The organism is Vibrio vulnificus NBRC 15645 = ATCC 27562 (assembly GCF_002224265.1).
Classification (GTDB): domain Bacteria; phylum Pseudomonadota; class Gammaproteobacteria; order Enterobacterales; family Vibrionaceae; genus Vibrio; species Vibrio vulnificus.
Window position 1 is genome coordinate 24,759 of sequence record NZ_CP012881.1, and the last position, 18,088, is coordinate 42,846.

General features: G+C 48.6%; 13 protein-coding genes. 4 read left to right on the forward strand and 9 right to left on the reverse strand.

All coding sequences use genetic code 11. From position 1 onward, the window contains the following. Window positions 1-21: 21 nt before the first annotated feature. Entirely contained in the window at window positions 22-372 is a 351-nt protein-coding gene (locus AOT11_RS00055; protein ID WP_011080558.1) for a DUF2750 domain-containing protein, read from the forward strand. 198 nt (window positions 373-570) lie between these two features. Further along, entirely contained in the window at window positions 571-2,505 is a 1,935-nt protein-coding gene (locus AOT11_RS00060) for a tetratricopeptide repeat-containing diguanylate cyclase (protein WP_017422140.1), read from the forward strand. A 109-nt stretch (window positions 2,506-2,614) separates the two neighbouring features. On the opposite strand, the gene queC is transcribed toward AOT11_RS00060, so the two are convergent. Both queC and queE read right to left on the reverse strand, forming a co-directional pair. Then, complete coding sequence (queC, locus tag AOT11_RS00065) at window positions 2,615-3,310, reverse strand: 7-cyano-7-deazaguanine synthase QueC (protein ID WP_017422141.1); 696 nt, start codon at window positions 3,308-3,310, stop codon at window positions 2,615-2,617. 12 nt (window positions 3,311-3,322) lie between these two features. After that, window positions 3,323-3,973: a 7-carboxy-7-deazaguanine synthase QueE gene (gene queE / locus AOT11_RS00070; protein WP_026050700.1), complete on the reverse strand. Its 651-nt coding sequence runs from the start codon at window positions 3,971-3,973 to the stop codon at window positions 3,323-3,325. 192 nt (window positions 3,974-4,165) lie between these two features. Between queE and AOT11_RS00075 the strand changes: the two genes are divergently transcribed. Together AOT11_RS00075 and AOT11_RS00080 are read left to right on the forward strand one after the other, a co-directional pair. Then, window positions 4,166-4,975 carry a Cof-type HAD-IIB family hydrolase gene (locus AOT11_RS00075; protein WP_017422143.1) on the forward strand — a complete coding sequence of 270 codons (810 nt, stop codon included), beginning with the start codon at window positions 4,166-4,168 and terminating at the stop codon, window positions 4,973-4,975. A 153-nt stretch (window positions 4,976-5,128) separates the two neighbouring features. Then, on the forward strand, window positions 5,129-6,766 hold the full coding sequence (locus AOT11_RS00080; protein ID WP_017422144.1) for a methyl-accepting chemotaxis protein: 1,638 nt from the start codon (window positions 5,129-5,131) through the stop codon (window positions 6,764-6,766). Between the two features lie 61 nt (window positions 6,767-6,827). Here the strand turns inward: AOT11_RS00080 and AOT11_RS00085 are convergent, their stop codons facing one another. The 7 genes from AOT11_RS00085 to prpC form a co-directional block, all read right to left on the reverse strand. Further along, entirely contained in the window at window positions 6,828-8,258 is a 1,431-nt protein-coding gene (locus AOT11_RS00085; RefSeq protein ID WP_017422145.1) for a bifunctional NUDIX hydrolase/phosphatase PAP2 family protein, read from the reverse strand. Between the two features lie 288 nt (window positions 8,259-8,546). Beyond that, window positions 8,547-10,181, reverse strand: a complete 1,635-nt coding sequence (locus tag AOT11_RS00090) for a trypsin-like serine protease (protein ID WP_017422146.1) — start codon at window positions 10,179-10,181, stop codon at window positions 8,547-8,549. A gap of 223 nt (window positions 10,182-10,404) precedes the next feature. Continuing rightward, complete coding sequence (locus tag AOT11_RS00095) at window positions 10,405-10,884, reverse strand: GNAT family N-acetyltransferase (RefSeq protein WP_017422147.1); 480 nt, start codon at window positions 10,882-10,884, stop codon at window positions 10,405-10,407. Window positions 10,885-10,990: 106 nt separating this feature from the next. Continuing rightward, entirely contained in the window at window positions 10,991-12,868 is a 1,878-nt protein-coding gene (locus AOT11_RS00100) for a propionyl-CoA synthetase (RefSeq protein ID WP_017422148.1), read from the reverse strand. 64 nt (window positions 12,869-12,932) lie between these two features. Continuing rightward, window positions 12,933-14,159: a 2-methylaconitate cis-trans isomerase PrpF gene (prpF, locus tag AOT11_RS00105; RefSeq protein ID WP_017422149.1), complete on the reverse strand. Its 1,227-nt coding sequence runs from the start codon at window positions 14,157-14,159 to the stop codon at window positions 12,933-12,935. A gap of 2 nt (window positions 14,160-14,161) precedes the next feature. After that, window positions 14,162-16,777, reverse strand: coding sequence for a Fe/S-dependent 2-methylisocitrate dehydratase AcnD (gene acnD / locus AOT11_RS00110; RefSeq protein ID WP_017422150.1), 2,616 nt, complete (start codon window positions 16,775-16,777; stop codon window positions 14,162-14,164). 54 nt (window positions 16,778-16,831) lie between these two features. Beyond that, window positions 16,832-17,974, reverse strand: a complete 1,143-nt coding sequence (gene prpC, locus AOT11_RS00115; protein ID WP_026050704.1) for a bifunctional 2-methylcitrate synthase/citrate synthase — start codon at window positions 17,972-17,974, stop codon at window positions 16,832-16,834. Window positions 17,975-18,088 lie beyond the last annotated feature (114 nt).

Here is an 18,088-nt window from a genome sequence, read left to right on the forward strand (position 1 = left end):
TATTCATAACGAGATTTTACAATGAGCAAATTGACCGCAGATACCCAAGCAAACCTAGAATTATTTATTGAAGAGACTCAAAGCACCAAGTTGGTTTGGGGTTTGCGTAACGAAGAAGGATGGCTAGCTTGTGACTCAACAGAGTTTGAGCAAAGTGAAGTTATGCCATTCTGGTCAACCAAAGAAGACGCTATGGCACATAACGTTGAAGAGTGGGCTGACTTTGAAGTGTTAGAAATTCCTCTAGACATCTTCGTTGAAGATTGGTTGATCACCTTAGATGAAGACGGTGTTCTTGTTGGTGTTAACTGGAATGCTCAACTTGAAGGTAAAGAAATCGAACCGTCAGAATTGGCAAAAATGTACCTATAATCTTCAGATTCGTTTCATTTATCTGTTGCAGACCAGCATTACAAATGCTGGTCTTTGTACATTGGAACATTAAATCTCTTCGTTCTATCGAAAAACATTGAAATCATATGCATATTTTATCGTTAGTTATCGAGTGGATCACACCGTTCTCCGTACGTAAAAGATAAGATAGGCGACTGGTTCCCCCTTTCTAACACCATGTTTATACGTAAATTACTTTTATGGTTCGTTCTACTGTTCTGTTCCGTACCCGCTTTCGCGGAAAGTAGCAGTTTTCATCATTGGTATGAGTTCTATCAACAGAAACTAAAGGCCGATGACGGCGCAGCCTTTGACTTGCTACAAGAGCGTTACTCAGCACTATTGCCAAGCGCCGAGAAGCTCTACGTCAGCGGGCTACTGTTTGATTACCTTTCAAATAGGGATCAGCCCTACTATGGTGCAAGTCAGCATAGCGATAGCCACTTTGCTCGCCAAGAAGCTCTCTATGTCGATGCAATGTATTTGCGTAAAGAGGGGCAATACGATTCTGCCGTTGAGAAATTCCGTGCCGTGTTGAATCATGCTGCTCAACTCGATGAAAAAAACACCAAAGAACTCATTTACTATCAGCTTTGCTACACACTGAACGAGCAAGGTGAACTCCACAAAGCGAAACACTTCTGCTCAAAGCTACAACAACAGATAGATAGCAATGACAGTACATTACTGCCTAAGTACCTGAGCTATCGTATCATCGCCAACAATTTCAGTTACCGAGGCGAGCCCCATCTTGCACTAGCAAACTACCAGAAGATGTTGCATGCCCTACCCGCTAACGCCGATCGTTCGGGCGCTTTTAATGATATTGGCAACCAATTACGTGAAGTCAGCCAGTTTCAACAATCAGAAAACTACCTTCTCGATGCTTTGGCAATTCGACAAAATGCAAACTCGCCAACAGAGCTTGCTCAAGTGTTACACAGCCTCGCACAGCTCTATGCAGATTGGCACAAACACGAGCAAGCCGAGAGTTATTATCAACAAGCACTGGCCCTATTACGCAAAGACCAACATACCTTCGGCCTCGCAATGACCTATTCCGGACTTGGCTCTTTGTATATTGAACAAGGGGAATTCGCAAAAGGAAAGGAACTGCTTAATCAAGCGCTAAATGAAGCCAACTTGGGTCAAAACCACCGTTTAAGCGCGGAAATTCATTATCGCTTTAGCCTTGCCTACTTGCAGGCAGGTGAGCTTCAGGCGTCACTTTCTCATGCCGACCAAGCGTATCAATCTGCGGTTTCAATGGATTTTCTTTCGCTTCAGGCAAAAGCATCACTACAACTTTCTGAGACTTATAAAGCTCTGGCTGATTTTCCCCGAGCCTACGAGTGTTACCACCGATATGCCGAGATCGAGTTTCGATTAAGAGACAAAGACACGACCAGTGCACTTGAAGCGTTGGATCTTGCTCAGCAGCAGTTTGAATACCAACTGCGCATTGCACAATTGCAAAGTGACAACGAAAAAAAACTGATTGAGCTGCAAAACTACCAACAGAAAAAATCACTGTATAGCTTATTGGTCGCGGCAACGCTTATCGTTGTTGGGTTATTTTTCCTCACGAGTCAGCAAAAAAGAAAGCAATCTCAGCTCGATATGATGACGGGAGCATTAAATCGTGGCTCAGCGATCAAAGCAATTAAGCAAGCGAGCTCCGCAAAGCATCCACACAGCAAAAACGTTTTGATTCTGTTTGATCTCGATAACTTCAAATGGGTCAATGATCAGTTTGGTCATCCAACGGGAGATAAGCTGTTAATCACTATTTGCAAAACTTTGCTTGGGGAGCTGCAAAGAGGCGATATTCTTGGCCGGTTAGGTGGTGAGGAATTTATCTTGTTGCTGCGAGAAGTCGAAGATATCGATGTGCAATTTCGCGTTGAAAAGTTGCATGATCTTATTAGCGAATGCCGCATCGCGTCTCCATCGAACACCGCTGTATCTGTTAGTGCTAGTTTCTCTTTTCTCGCCACTCCTAGAGCGCTTGCAGATTTCGATGAGCTCTATTCTATCTTGGATCAAGCGCTTTATCAGGCGAAGAAAAACGGCCGTAACACCATCATTGACGCCTACAACGCCGCGATTTAACCCCATATTTGCTTGAACAGAAAATATAAAAGCGATAATTCCTGTGCGCCAAAGGCGCCAGTGAATTATCGCAACTCAACAGCAATGATGCCATTTTGTGTTTCGTTTATTAAGATTCCGCGTGCTGCTTTTCAACTAGAGAAGCCATGATCGCCTCACGGTTGTCTAGATAGTCATTCAGTCCGACTTTACGTAAATGACAAGAAGGGCAATCACCACAACCATCCCCAATAATACCGTTGTAACATGTTAAGGTTTTTTCTCTGACTAATTGCAAAGCGTTATTTTGATCCGCAAGCGCCCACGTCTCGGCTTTGTTGAGCCACATGAGTGGTGTTTGGATCACTAATGGCTTATCCATGCCCTTCACAAGAGCACTGTTCATCGCTTTGACAAAGTCATCACGACAATCTGGATAGCCAGAAAAATCGGTTTCACACACCCCAGTAATGATCGTCTCTGCGCCAATTTGATAAGCGTAAATACCCGCCAGCGTGAGGAAAAGAATGTTACGACCAGGAACAAACGAGTTAGGTAAACCATTCTCCTGCAGTTCATGAGATACGGGAATATCGTCGCGAGTCAGTGAACTGATAGCCAACTCATTGAGCAGCGTCACATCCATCACTTTGTGCGCCGCTACACCCAGCTCTTTTGCCAGATTTTGCGCCACTTCGATTTCAAGACGGTGACGTTGGCCATAATCAAACGTGATGGCATGCACTTCATCAAATTCATTGAGTGCTTTGACTAAACAGGTCGTCGAGTCCTGACCACCACTAAAGACCACTACGGCTTTGTTCATAAATAATCCCTCTTACGCGATACTCAGGTACTTATGTGTTTGAATCGACAAACGCCAATTGCGCTTAATACAGGTGTCGATGCACAACTGAGTCGCTCTCTCTTTTTGACTAATCGGTTGCAGTGCGATCGTCGTTGTTGCAGGCACTTGAGCACGAAGCAGTAAAGCATCTAACTGGTCGATGTCTTTCCGAGTACCGACCGGATGTTTGATCTCGTTGGCTCGTTGCAAAGCACTGTCTAAGATCGGCAACTTACCTTTCATCGCGACTTTAGGCGATACCGTCACCCAAGTGTTTGCGCTTGCTTTGACTTCATAAGTGCCACTGGTCTCTATCTGACATTGGCAGCCAATGGCTTCAAATGCTTGTGTCAACTCAGTAAGATCGTACAGACAAGGTTCACCGCCAGTAATGACGATGTGCTTGGCGCTGTAGCCTTGACGTTGGTACTGCTCAACAATGGATTCGGCATCCGCTTGACACCACGTCGGACTGTCGCCTGTTTTAACGATGATCTCCGCAAAACTTTGTTCATCTTGCTCTGCAGCTTCCCACGTTTGCTTGGTATCACACCAAGAGCACCCTACAGGACAAATCTGTAAGCGCACGAAAACCGCTGGAACACCAGTAAACACACCTTCGCCCTGAATGGTTTCAAACATCTCGTTAACTTTGTACAACGTCACTACAACCCTAAAAATTTTTCGCAAGGCGCAGACCTTAAATGAGAGTCGCTCCTAGGTCAAATGAATCTCTTCTCAACGAAAAAATTCATTGTTAATTTGACTCATTTTATAGTTTCATACGCCTCATTATTCTTTTCTCTTTTTCATTTTCATTAAGTGTAGGTAAGCATGTACAAGTTGATTGCGCTGGATATGGACGGCACATTACTCAATAGTGATAAACAGATCTCTGAACCCAATAAAGAAGCGATTCGCCAAGCTCGCGCGGCAGGCGTGACCGTGGTACTTGCTTCTGGCCGCCCGTTAGAGGGGATGCAAAGCAAACTGGAAGAACTACAGATCGATTCAGACAAAGACTTTGTTCTTTTTTACAACGGCTCAATGGTCAAGAACGTGGCGACGGGTGAACTCATCCATGAGCAGATCATCGATGGCAAAGCGGCAAAAAAAATCGCTCGTTTGGCTGACAAACTGGGTGTATACGTACACGCATTCAGCAAAGAATTTGGCCTGATTACTCCGCAAAACAATCCGTACACCGGCATTGAAGCCAACATCAATGGTCTCAGCATTACCGAAATGAATTTTGATGCCTTAGCGGATGACCATCCAATCATCAAAACCATGATTGTGGCTGAGCCCTCAGAGCTCACCAAAGCCATCGCCGCCCTACCCGCCGTATTGCACGATGAATTCACCATTGTCCAGAGCGCTCCATTCTTCCTCGAGTTTTTAAACCCAGCCAGTAATAAAGGAATTGGTGTGGCTGCGATTGCAGAATATCTCGGTATTCGCGCGGAAGAAGTAATTTGTATGGGAGATGCCGAAAACGATCACCATATGTTGAAGTACGCAGGGCTTGGCATTGCTATGGCTAATGCCATGGAAGAGACCAAGCAAATCGCAGATTACATCACCGACAGCAATAATGACCATGGCGTCGCAACGGCGATTGAAAAATTTGTGCTCAATGCCTAACGCTCCTACCGGAGGGCTCATGCCCTCTGGTCTATCTCACATTTTGGGAGCGAGTTAAAACTTTATCTTGCTCAACTAAATTTTACCGTACAAGACACCGCCAAAATGATAGCATTAGTGTGATTACTTTAATCTCAACAAAGTGAGCACTAAATGTTTGTTAATCTTTCAATAAAACAAAAAATCATCTTCCCTGTTTTTCTTATTATTTCTCTATTCGCCGTTAGCTCTGTGTTGAATATTCTCGCTTCTCAAAAGCAAACCGAGCTAACTCACACCCTTCGTGATGACATCATGCCAACGCTCTTCACCATTGAAGATGCGTATCGTGATATGTATCAGGCGACTTCCGCGATCCAAGGTTTGGTTCTTTCTGATACCAAACAAGAAATTGAACGCGAGCAGTTTGAATACAAAGACAACGCACACAAAGCTATTCCTCGTATGAAAGCGGCGCAAAAGTTAATCGATTCAGGGCTTTTGCCTTCCACCGCGCAACGTGAGCTCGACGTGTTAGTCACACTGGCCAATAGCTGGCTAAAGGATTACGAAACGTTACTCAGCCTACCTGAGGATCAATGGTTTACCTATTACGATGAAAATAAGGGCACATTCGATAAGAAGTTTTCAGCCACTCGTAAACAACTCAATGTTGTTAAGAAATTAGTGGAAGAGGCGCAAAATACTCTTCAGCAACAAATTAATAACGCAGCCTCTCAAGCGGAAAGAACACTGGAACTCGGTACCCTTTTTGTCATTCTACTGGCCACAGCAATGTGCTGGTTCTTAATTAAAGCCATCGTAACGCCAATTGAACACATTCGCAGCGCGATGGATGAAATTGCCTCTGGTGATGGTGATTTGCGTCAGCGCATTGAAATGGATAGCAATGATGAAATCGGCCAACTTGCTGGCGCGTTTAACGTGTTTGTCAGCAAAATCCAAGCAACCATTGAGCAGGTGGTGAACACGACCAATAATGTCCGTAGTGAAATGAATCAGCTAACGGAAATCACTCGCTCTGTTGCAGATTCAACCTATCGCCAACAGCAAGAAAGCGAAGTAGTAGCGGCAGCCGTGCATGAAATGCAGGCAACCAGTCAAAGCGTGAGTGACAACGCAACGGATGCTGCAACAGAAAGCCACAACGCCGATCAAGAAGTGCAAAACACCAGTCAAATTGTCGATAGCACTGTGGATGCGATCCGCCGCCTTGCTGACGATATTAACAACGCAAGTCATGTGATCCATACGCTTGACGATGATGTGAGTAACATCGCGTCTATTTTGGACGTGATTCGTGGCATCGCAGAACAAACCAACCTTCTGGCGCTAAACGCAGCCATCGAAGCGGCGCGTGCTGGTGAGCAAGGCCGTGGATTTGCCGTTGTCGCAGATGAAGTGCGTTCACTCGCGAGCCGCACTCAGCAAAGTACCGGTGAAATCCAAACCATGATTGAACGTCTGCAAGGCGGCGCTCGCCAAGCGGTATCGGTAATGGAATCAAGCAAACGCAGCAGTGACTCCACGATTGAGTCAGCGCAATCTGCAACTCATTCTCTGCAAGAGATTTTACGCGCTATCGCCAATATGAGTGAGATGAACACACAAATTGCCACCGCGGCGAATCAACAAAGCAGCGTAAGTGAAGAAGTAAACGCCAACGTTCAACGCATCGCAGACAACAGCAGCGCGATCGTGAGCGTGGTTCAAAATGCCGAGACCGCCATTCAACGTCTATCACAGCAATGTGGTCAGTTGGATCGCCTTGTGTCGCAATTCAAATGCTAATTTGCCAAGAGCAAAACAAAAACGCCTCGGACAAAAAACCGAGGCGTTTTTATTTCTTCACTTAATTCTGTTGATTGAAACGCTTTGTTAAAACCGCAAACAATAAGGCGATGAGAGGATAACGCAAAGTCTCGACAATGAAAGAATAGAGACCACTATAAGCGATAACACCTTGAGCCAAGGTGATGATCAAGTTAAAGGAAAGCAACGCCACAACAATGATCAACGTATGACCTTGAGAGAGTGATACCTTAGAGGTTTTGAAGAACACCACCAACAGTGAAATCACAATTAATGTGGCTAACCAAGCGGAAAACACCGGTAATGGCCACATGGCGGTTAACACGGCTGCCAACACGGCCATCGCAATCCAAACGCTTTTTGCACCAAGCAACTGAGCAACGTTCACATTCGGTTTGCTATCCAAACGAATGATGTGCCAGGCCACTAAGCCACCGAGCAAACCGCCAATCATCATATCGGCGATAAACGCGGCGCCAGAATAGAACTTGCCAAGCATCACCACGCTGATCACCAATGAAGTCAATCTTAGCGCTCTTCCACTTCGCAACCAGGCTAGTCGGTGTAAAATCAAAGCAGACAAACACGCCCAAACCGCAATAGGTAAGCTCGGGAAGCCGAAGCCATAACTTTGCGTCATCTCAAGCACTGGCCAATAGACATGTGGCCTCGGAAGTGCAAACCCTTGTTGAGCAACCAAGCAAAGCAGTGAGGTCGCAACAACGGCAAAAAACAGTTGATAGGTAAAGTCACGGCCAAAACGCCACATTGCTAATGGCATTACCACTAAAAGTATTTCAGGCGAAGTCAGATAAATCGCGAAGTAACTGAGCAACAAGCCCAATGCGCTCAGCACTGGAGACGATGCCACAAACGATTGCAGTTGCATTAACCAACCCAGCTCTACTTGATGGTAACTTGGCGCCGATTCAACCAAATCATTGACGTAGGCCACTGCTTGATCCGTCGCTTGGCCAAACATCTGTTGCACCATTGGCCACTGTTGCGGATAACGGTATTGACTCGCTTCAAGCGCCAAAGGAGACAGTAGCATGGCAGAGGCAATTTCGACGCCGTAGTGTGGGGCAAACCAAACCGGAAGCTCATTGCCATCTAAACTATTGTTGAAGTTGAATGCCACTACTGATGAATCAGAAATGCAGTCATAGAATACCGCCTGTTCATTGTAGCCAAGCACTTTACCTACGGTAACCACCAGCCCGGTTTCTTCCCAAGTTTCTCTTTGCGCGGTAACCGCAGGGTCCTCACCCGCAATGATCGTTCCTCCAGGAAGAGAAATTTGATGAGTTAAGATCTCATTGACTAAAACCAACTTGTCATCTGCACGGACGATACACAGCGCCCCTTTCAATCCCTCAGGTAATGAGGTTGAAGAGGCCGCAAAAGAGAAAGTGGAAAACACCAATGAAATAATGAGACTGATTACAACGAAAAATGACCGCTTATACACGCCAGACAACCTTTACTTTACCTATTGTTTTATTTGTATCTTTTTAGAACGAAGCCATCGATTCGTACACCGAGAGCACTCTGCTCAAAAGAGTTGGCGCAATAATGACAGGAAACTCGATATTTTTCGACCTAAATTAACTTCAATCTGCGAGATGAAAGCCGTATTGAACGTCGTATCTGTCGTCCCAAACCATAGCCACGCCTCTCGGTTGACGCCCTACTTCACTCCTCAGTGTCTTTAGCTGCTAAAAAGAAACAAGCCTCGCAAACGAGGCTTGTGAGTAAGTTAAAGTTTTGTCCAAGCTTGTTGCCAATTGGTACCCACGCCTGGCTCATAGGCACTCGGTGTTGAACCACACCATAAGTTATAAGGCCACGACTTACACTGGTATGTCGACCCCACATTAGTCACGACATCACCCGCACTGTAATTTGTCCCCGCCAGATACGCATTCGCATCGGTTGGCGGTGTTGGCTCGGGTGTTGTTGGCGGTTCAGGCGTCGTTGGAGGCTCTGTGGGTGTGGTGCCCGAGCCCGAACAATCTGAGCTACCGACAACTTGCCATACTCCCCACGGACCAGAGTCAGACGGGTTATCTCCTTGAGTCCACCAACCGGCTTTCCAAGATTGACCAGCCCAGCTCACCACATCACCCGCGTTGTAGACTTTGCTTGCCTGCCATTCATTGGCGCACGTGCCATCTGGTGGTGTGTTGGTATGTTTCGCGCTTGCTGAGACTTCTGCGCGATAGATTGTTGAGGTTTTGTCGATTTCAAACGCTAACGCCGCTTTGGCCGTACCAGCTGTGCTTGCGCCAAATTCAATAGAGACACGACAGGTTTGCCCATTAGAAAGCGTCGACAATGTACAGAGATCACGACTGATTACTGGCTGAGTGGCAACGCCAGATCCGGTCACACTCAAGCGGTCAACCGTAAAGCTGCCTGTTCCTGTATTTTTGATCGTGAACGTGTGACTTTTCAGCTCACCAACATTGAATGCCGTTAGTGTTTGGGAAGGTGTATATCCGACGGAAACGGTCTCTGATGGCGGTGTGACATTACCGACAATACCATCAACAAAGCTGCGAAGCGCGGCAATATCACTGTACACACCGTATTTGCCTGGGCGAGCACAACCAATGCCCCAACTGACGATCCCAAGTTGCGTAATGGAACCCGCTCGATTGATAACGATCGGTCCGCCACTGTCACCTTGGCAAGAATCGATGCCACCTTGTGGCACGCCAGCGCAAAATGCCACCTCTCCCACATTGGCGTAACTTCCCCCCGCTTGGCGACACGTGGCATCCGATATCAATGGAACATCCACTTCCTGTAGTACCGTTGGTGAACTGCCACCTTCTGTCGTACGACCTAGCCCTGCGACCGTCAGCCAGTCACCCACCGCTGCATATTGGCTCAAACTACCCGCCGCGATATCAACCGCCGTCACACCTTGCGGTATTTGGCTAAGTTTGAGTAGTGCAATGTCATTTTCAAACGTCGATTTGTTGTAGGCAGGATGCATGTAGATTTGGCTAACGTTGGATCGCACCCCATCCGTACCGTTGTAAACAACGCCACCGATTTTGACGGCGATCTGGCTTGGTAGGTCGCCATCGACACAGTGAGCAGCCGTCAGCACATAACCATTGCCAATGTAACTTGCGCCACAATAAGAGCGGTTGCTGTTACGGCTGACAATTTGCGTGTAGAACTTCCATTCACTCGCATTGGCGGGAGTACCGCCAACGATACGGGGCTGAATGTCATTCGATTGAACAACGTCTGTTTGCGTCTGTGAAAGAACCTCTGCGCTGACCGATGCAGACAACATCATCAAGCTGAGCAGAGTAAGTTTCCCTGTCGATTTCAATGTCATTTCCTCTTGTTTAATCGGGCGCTTATTGCGCCACATATTAGACAAGCAGATAAAAATCGACCTCCCAACTCGATTTATAAATTATTTATAGAGCTTGCGAGAGACGTGCAACATTCGAGCTAAACATCTTGTTACATTCACACAACAAAATGATCCGTTTCACATATTTATTTTACAAATCAATCAGTAAGAGCCTTTTCATAAGCGAGACTGTTGCAATAACAGCACACAAGGAGTTGATCTCACCCAGAGTAACCACTCAGTTTTTCAGCGATTTTCTCAACCAGTGAATATGCGGCTGAAAACCATTCTTCTCATACACAGCAATCGCGGTTTGGTTGAAATCCCATACTTCAACAAACACTTGTTCAACACCATAATCACGGAAAGTTTGTTCGATTTTGGCTAACAGCGCCTCAGCAATTCCTTGTTGGCGAAACGGCTTACCAACGTATAACTCATCGACACTGCCCATCGGTAAAGGGCGGCTCACTGTCGAAATCAGCTCGCAAAAATGCCCTGACACAAACCCCACCACTTCCTCATCAACTTTAGCGACAAACACCAAACATTCAGGATCATCGAGATAGCGAGCAATGCTTTTCTCTTGCTCGATATCTTCTGCGCTTTTAAAAAATTCAGGGCACTGTAAATGATGTTCATCATGCAAATCGAACATCAAATCATTAAGGGCTTCGAGGTCTGAAGGACGTGCAGAAGAGAGAATAAACGCGGTCATAGATGGCAACTTGAGGGAAAATAATGACCTAAGTGTGTGGCGCGACAGTGGATAAAGCAAGTGAATTTGCCAATCCATCACTATTGACGATGGATTGGCGATAGCGTTAACGACTCAGTACTTTTTCGATTTCATTAAGACTGCTCGGATCGTCGATGGTAGATGGCACAGCGTATTGTTCACCATCAGCAATTTGACGGATGGTACGGCGCAAAATTTTGCCTGAGCGCGTTTTGGGTAATCGCTCAACCACCAAGGCTTGTTTAAAACAGGCAACGGCGCCGATTTCATTACGCACTTTGCCGACGAGCTCTTGCTCCAGCTCGGTTGGGTCGATTTTCACCCCATCTTTGAGCACCACAAAGCCCAGCGGCAACTGTCCTTTGAGTTCATCGTGCACACCCACCACCGCACATTCCGCGACAGCAGGGTGCGCGCCAACAATCTCTTCCATTTCTCCGGTTGAGAGACGATGCCCCGCCACGTTAATCACATCATCAATGCGCCCCATGATAAAGAGATACCCCTCTTCATCCAGATAACCGCCATCCCCCGAAACATAGTAACCCGGGAACTGGCTCAGATAACCCGATTCAAATCGATCGTGATTGCGCCATACGGTTGGCAAACAGCTTGGCGGCAAAGGCCTTTTCAGTGCGACAAAACCTTGCTGCATTGGCCCTGCTCTTAACCCCATTTCATCCAGTATTTCCACTTGATAACCCGGAATAGGCATGGTGGCCGAACCCGCTTTGACTGGCATTAACTCAATACCCACCATGTTGCCAGCAATCGCCCAGCCGGTTTCAGTTTGCCACCAGTGGTCAATCACGGGCTTGGCCGTTTGACTTTGAACCCATTCCAAGGTTGGCGGGTCAAGCCTTTCTCCCGCCATAAAGATGGTCTCCAACTTTGAAAGATCATACTTGTTTAGATGCTCGCCTTGCGGATCTTCTTTTTTAATCGCTCGGAACGCCGTTGGCGCTGAGAAAAGAACGTTAACTCCATACTCTTCGCACACGCGCCAAAATGCACCAGAATCCGGCGTGCGTACTGGCTTCCCTTCAAACAAAATCGTGGTGCAACCATGAATCAACGGCGCATACACAATATAAGAGTGCCCGACGACCCACCCCACATCAGATGCCGCCCAAAACACGCCATCCTGCGGCATATTGTAAATGGCGCTCATCGAATACTTCATGGCCACGGCATGGCCACCGTTGTCACGCACCACCCCTTTCGGTTTGCCCGTCGTGCCTGAAGTGTAGAGGATATAGAGGGGATCCGTTGCCAATACAGGAACACAAGCGTGCGGTAGCGCATTTTCAACCGCTTGATGCCAATCAAGATCACGTTCGCTGCTGAGCTGGGCATCGCACTGAGGACGCTGCAATACCACCACTTTTTCCGGTTTCCAGCGGCTCTCCATAATGGCCTTATCAACCATTGGTTTGTAGGGAATCACCTTATTGATTTCGATGCCACAAGAGGCCGTCATGATCACTTTAGGCTCGGCATCTTCAATGCGCACCGCCAATTCATTCGGGGCAAAGCCACCAAATACCACGGAGTGAATCGCCCCTAAACGTGCACATGCCAGCATCGCCATCGCGGCTTCTGGGATCATCGGCATGTAAATCACCACACGATCGCCTTTCGTCACGCCTTGGCCAGCCAACATACCGGCAATACGTGCCACACGGTCTCGCATTTCAAAATAGCTGTAAACCTGCTTGGTTTCAGTCACGGGTGAGTCGTATATCAATGCCGCTTTATCGCCTCGGCCTTGTTCACAGTGGTAATCGAGAGCCAACCATGAGGTGTTGAGCAAGCCATCGGGGTACCAACGCTCAATGCCATTTGCATCATTGGCAAGAATGGTTTTAGGGAACTCAAACCAATCGATATTCTTTGCTTGGGCTTGCCAAAAGCTTTCCGGTTGCTGCTTAGCCCATTGATATTCTTTCTGATATGCAGACATAGTGTTTCCTCCAGTCTGTCCTGACCTTGTAATCAAACGAAGAGATCAAACTCGTCTGATAGGTTTATTCAAAGACATCGGAGGGAACACGCACAAAGCCCTCCATCAGTATACGAGCGCTGCGGCTCATGATGGCTTTTTCCACCACCCAGCCTTGTTGTGTTGCTTTCGCTTGCGCACCCACCTTTAACGTCCCAGACGGATGGCCAAAGGTGACCGCTTGTTTTTCACCACCGCCTGCCGCTAAGTTCACTAAAGTGCCCGGCACGCAAGCGGCAGCGCCAATCGCGACCGCTGCGGTCCCCATCATCGCGTGATGCAGCTTGCCCATTGAAAGGGCGCGAACCAGCAGATCAACCTCTCCCGCCTCCACCACTTTGCCACTTGAGGCTTGGTAACTTTTCGGCTTCGCGACAAACGCCACTTTTGGGGTGTGCTGGCGACCTTCTGCTTCTTCAATCGAAGTAATCAACCCCATTTTTAGCGCGCCATAAGCACGAATGGTTTCAAACTTGGCTAACGCTTGCTCATCATTATTGATCTGCTCTTGCAGTTCCGTCCCCAAATACCCCAACGCCTCAGCATCAAGGAAAATGGTGGGAATGCCCGCATTAATGAGCGTGGCGTTAAAGGTGCCAATACCCGGTACGACAAGGTCATCAATCAAATTGCCAGTGGGAAACATGCTCCCCTCGCCATCGGCTGGGTCAACGAAATCGACTTGGATCTCTGCGGCTGGAAATGTCACGCCATCAAGAGAAAACTCGCCCGTTTCCTGCACCGAACCATTTTGAATGGGCACGTGCACTTCAATGGTTTTGCCGATATTGGCTTGCCACACTTTCACCGTCACCACGCCATTTTGAGGAATGCGTTTTTCGTCAATCAAGCCAGCATGGATGGCAAATGGGCCAACCGCAGCAGATAAGTTGCCACAGTTACCGCTCCAGTCGACAAACGGTTTATCGATAGAGACTTGACCAAACAGGTAATCGACATCGTGATCGGCTCGGCTGCTTTTGCTCACTATCACCGTTTTGCTAGTGCTGGATGTCGCCCCGCCCATGCCGTCAATCTGCTTGCCATAGGGATCTGGGCTGCCAATCACACGCAGCAGCAGTTGGTCACGTTTTTCCCCCGCCACTTGTGCCTCTGGCGGTAACTCTGCAAGGTTGAAAAATACCCCTTTGCTGGTGCCGCCTCGCATATACGTGGCAGGCACTCTTATCTGGCTCATCCGCGCCTCGCGCTGTGTAGCGCTTTGTGTGGAGGATCGTGTAGAAGGTTTCATCGTTACGCTCCTTGCTCGGAGAGAAAATCTTGCGCAAATCGCTGCAACACACCGCCTGCTTGATACACATGCACTTCATCTTCGGTATCAAGACGGCACGTCACCGCGACATCGAGTTTTTCCCCATTGGTGCGAGTGATGACCAGCGCAAGGTCGGCTCCGGGTTTGATCTCCCCCATCACGTCATAGAGCTCGGTGCCGTCCAGTTGCAGGCTGTTTCGATTCACACCCGCTTTAAATTGCAGCGGCAACACGCCCATGCCGACGAGGTTGGTACGGTGAATGCGCTCAAAGCCTTCCGCAACGATGGCTTCTACCCCAGCAAGTCGAACCCCTTTTGCCGCCCAATCGCGAGAGGAGCCTTGTCCGTAGTCCGCGCCAGCGACAATGATCAATGGCTGCCTGCGCTGCATGTAAGTTTCAATCGCTTCCCACATGCGAGTGACGTTCCCCTCTGGCTCCACTCTAGCGAGCGATCCTTGCACCACTTGGCCATTCTCTTTCACCATTTCATTAAACAGTTTCGGGTTCGCGAACGTTGCACGTTGCGCGGTCAAGTGATCGCCGCGATGGGTGGCATAGGAGTTAAAGTCCTCCTCTGGCACGCCCATTTTTGCCAAGTATTCGCCCGCCGCAGAGCTGGCTAAAATCGCATTCGATGGTGAAAGGTGATCGGTGGTGATGTTGTCTCCCAAAATCGCCAAAGGCCGCATACCGGAAAGCGTGCGCTCATCAGCGAGAGCGCCCTCCCAATAGGGTGGTCGGCGAATATAGGTGCTCATCGGACGCCAATCGTAAAGTGGTGACTCGCTACGCTCACTTTCATCCAGTTTGAACATTTGAATATAGACTTGGCGGAACTGTTCAGGCTTCACAGAGCTGCCCACGACTGAATCAATCTCTTCGTCGCTTGGCCAAACGTCACGCAGATAAATTGGTTTGCCGTTGCTATCCATCCCCAACACATCGCGCTCAATATCAAAGCGCATCGTGCCTGCAATCGCATACGCCACCACCAACGGTGGAGAGGCAAGAAACGCTTGTTTAGCATAGGGGTGAATACGGCCATCGAAGTTGCGGTTACCCGACAACACCGCAGTCGCGTAGAGATCGCGGTCGATGATCTCTTGCTGAATCTTAGGGTCGAGTGCGCCACTCATGCCATTACAGGTGGTACAAGCATACGCGACGATGCCAAATCCGAGCTTTTCGAGCTCGGGCAATAACCCCGCTTCTTCAAGATAAAGCTTGGCCACTTTTGAGCCGGGTGCAAAGGAGGATTTCACCCAAGGTTTACGGATGAGGCCCAACTGGTTGGCTTTCTTCGCCAACAAACCTGCCGCGACAACATTGCGAGGGTTACTGGTGTTGGTGCACGAGGTAATGGCGGCGATGATCACTGCACCATCTGGCAGTTCACCTTCTTTTTCTTGGTATTGCCCGGCAATGCCACGGCTAGCTAACTCAGAGGTGGGCAAACGGCGATGAGGGTTAGACGGCCCAGCAAGATTGCGCGAGACCTGAGACAAATCAAACTCCAACACACGCTCATAGTCGACCTGCTGTAAATCGTCGGCCCATAATCCGGTGTGTTTGGCGTAGTTTTCGACCAAAGCCACTTGCTCTGGCTCGCGCCCTGTTAAGCGTAGGTAGTTGATTGTCTGCTCGTCGATGTAGAACATGCCCGCGGTGGCGCCGTATTCTGGCGTCATATTGGAAATGGTCGCGCGATCACCAATCGTCAGCGCTTTGGCCCCTTCGCCAAAGAATTCAAGGTAAGCGGAAACCACCCGTTCTTGACGCAAAAATTCAGTAATGGCTAACACAATATCGGTAGCGGTAATGCCCGGTTGACGCTCACCAATCAGCTTCACACCGACGATGTCGGGCAAACGCATCATGGACGGACGACCGAGCATCACGGTTTCCGCTTCTAAACCACCGACACCAATGGCAATCACACCAAGGGCATCGACATGGGGTGTGTGGCTGTCAGTGCCAACACAAGTGTCAGGAAAGGCGATGCCCTCTTTTACCTGCACCACTGGCGACATTTTTTCCAAGTTGATTTGGTGCATGATGCCGTTACCCGCCGGAATCACACTGACGTTTTCAAACGCGGTTTTACACCACTCGATGAAGTGGAATCGATCTTCGTTACGGCGCTCCTCGATGGCGCGATTTTTCTCAAACGCCTCTGGGTCAAAACCGCCATATTCCACCGCCAACGAGTGATCGACAATCAGTTGGGTTTCCACCACAGGATTGACGTTCGCTGGATTCCCGCCTTGCTCGGCGATCGCGTCGCGCAGACCAGCAAGGTCGACTAATGCGGTTTGGCCCAAAATATCGTGGCAAACCACGCGCGCTGGATACCAAGGAAAATCAAGATCGCGACGTCGTTCAATCAACTGTTTCAGACTGTCGGTAAGCGCGCTAGGTTCACAGCGGCGCACCAGTTGTTCTGCCAACACGCGCGAAGTGTATGGCAAACGCGCGTACGCGCCTGGAGATATCGCCTCGACCGCTTCACGCGCATCAAAGTAATCCAGCGAACTGCCCGGTAGAGGTTTGCGATATAAGGTATTGTTTTTATTGCTCATGGACTTGCTTCCCATGCAAAACTGCGGAAAACCTCCCCTCGTGATTGAAGAGAGGTCAATCTCTAGGCGCTAGCGCTGTTCAATCGGCACCCAATCTTGGTGATCTGGGCCAATATAGTCAGCACTTGGACGAATAATTCGGTTATTGGCACGCTGTTCAAACACGTGCGCCGTCCAACCCGTTAAGCGACTCATGACGAAAATCGGCGTAAACAGCTTGGTGGGAATGTCCATGAAGTGATAGGCCGAGGCGTGGAAAAAATCAGCATTACAAAACAGATCTTTCTCGCGTTTCATCACCGCTTCCACACGTTCAGAGACGGCGTAAAGATGGGTATCGCCCACCGCTTCTGACAAAGCTTGTGACCAACGTTTGATCAGAGCATTACGCGGGTCGCTTTCGCGATAAATCGCATGGCCAAAGCCCATGATTTTCTCTTTGTTGGCTAACATGCGCAGGATATTGCTTTCCGCCTCTTCTGGCGTTTGCCAGTTTTCGATCATCTCCATCGCGGCCTCGTTAGCGCCACCATGCAAAGGGCCACGCAAAGTGCCAATCGCCGCTGTCACACAGGAATGGATATCAGACAGGGTTGAGGCACACACACGAGCGGCAAAGGTAGAGGCATTAAACTCATGCTCCGCATACAAAATCAGCGAACAATGCATCACCTGTTTATGCAGTTCACTGGGCTCTTTTCCGGTGAGCATTTTGAGGAAGTAACCACCGATGCAATCTTGCGATTGGTCTTGCGTATCGATACGCACGCCATCGTGGCTAAAGCGATACCAGTAACAGATGATCGCAGGGAACAGCGCCAGCATGCGCTCTGTCGCGTCAAGCTGCTGCGAAAAATCGGTTTCTTGTTCTAAATTTCCCAGCACAGAGCACCCTGTACGCATCACGTCCATGGGATGCGCAGAAGCCGGGATCAGCTCCAGCGCTTGCTTCAACTCGGCCGGTAAGCCACGCAGGCCGATCAGGCGAGTTTTGTAGGCATCCAACTCTTGTTGTGTCGGTAAGTGACCACGTAACAGCAAGTGTGCCACTTCTTCAAATTGTGCATGGTTGGCTAAGTCAGTGATGTCATAACCACGATAGGTTAACCCTGTCCCCGTTTTACCGACAGTACATAAAGCGGTGCTTCCAGCGCTTTGACCACGTAGGCCCGCGCCACCTAACTCACCTTTCTTCGTTAAAGAACTAGGCATTTTGAACTCCTTTTCTGTCTGACGTTGCTCTCTAGCGGAGTGTTTTTCATCAGACGGTTTCACGTTATTGGATTAAGTTAATTCCGACGGTATTCTTCTTGAACTTCCGTTTTT

Bases quoted from the DNA above. Each gene is read 5' to 3' on its own strand.
- AOT11_RS00060 (WP_017422140.1), top strand. From the start codon at position 571: ATGTTTATACGTAAATTACTTTTATGGTTCGTTCTACTGTTCTGTTCC.
- AOT11_RS00080 (WP_017422144.1), top strand. From the start codon at position 5,129: ATGTTTGTTAATCTTTCAATAAAACAAAAAATCATCTTCCCTGTTTTT.
- prpF (WP_017422149.1), bottom strand. From the start codon at position 14,159: ATGAAACCTTCTACACGATCCTCCACACAAAGCGCTACACAGCGCGAG.
- acnD (WP_017422150.1), bottom strand. From the start codon at position 16,777: ATGGGAAGCAAGTCCATGAGCAATAAAAACAATACCTTATATCGCAAA.
- AOT11_RS00100 (WP_017422148.1), bottom strand. From the start codon at position 12,868: ATGTCTGCATATCAGAAAGAATATCAATGGGCTAAGCAGCAACCGGAA.
- AOT11_RS00055 (WP_011080558.1), top strand. From the start codon at position 22: ATGAGCAAATTGACCGCAGATACCCAAGCAAACCTAGAATTATTTATT.
- prpC (WP_026050704.1), bottom strand. From the start codon at position 17,974: ATGCCTAGTTCTTTAACGAAGAAAGGTGAGTTAGGTGGCGCGGGCCTA.
- queE (WP_026050700.1), bottom strand. From the start codon at position 3,973: ATGTTTGAAACCATTCAGGGCGAAGGTGTGTTTACTGGTGTTCCAGCG.
- queC (WP_017422141.1), bottom strand. From the start codon at position 3,310: ATGAACAAAGCCGTAGTGGTCTTTAGTGGTGGTCAGGACTCGACGACC.
- AOT11_RS00090 (WP_017422146.1), bottom strand. From the start codon at position 10,181: ATGTGGCGCAATAAGCGCCCGATTAAACAAGAGGAAATGACATTGAAA.
- AOT11_RS00075 (WP_017422143.1), top strand. From the start codon at position 4,166: ATGTACAAGTTGATTGCGCTGGATATGGACGGCACATTACTCAATAGT.
- AOT11_RS00095 (WP_017422147.1), bottom strand. From the start codon at position 10,884: ATGACCGCGTTTATTCTCTCTTCTGCACGTCCTTCAGACCTCGAAGCC.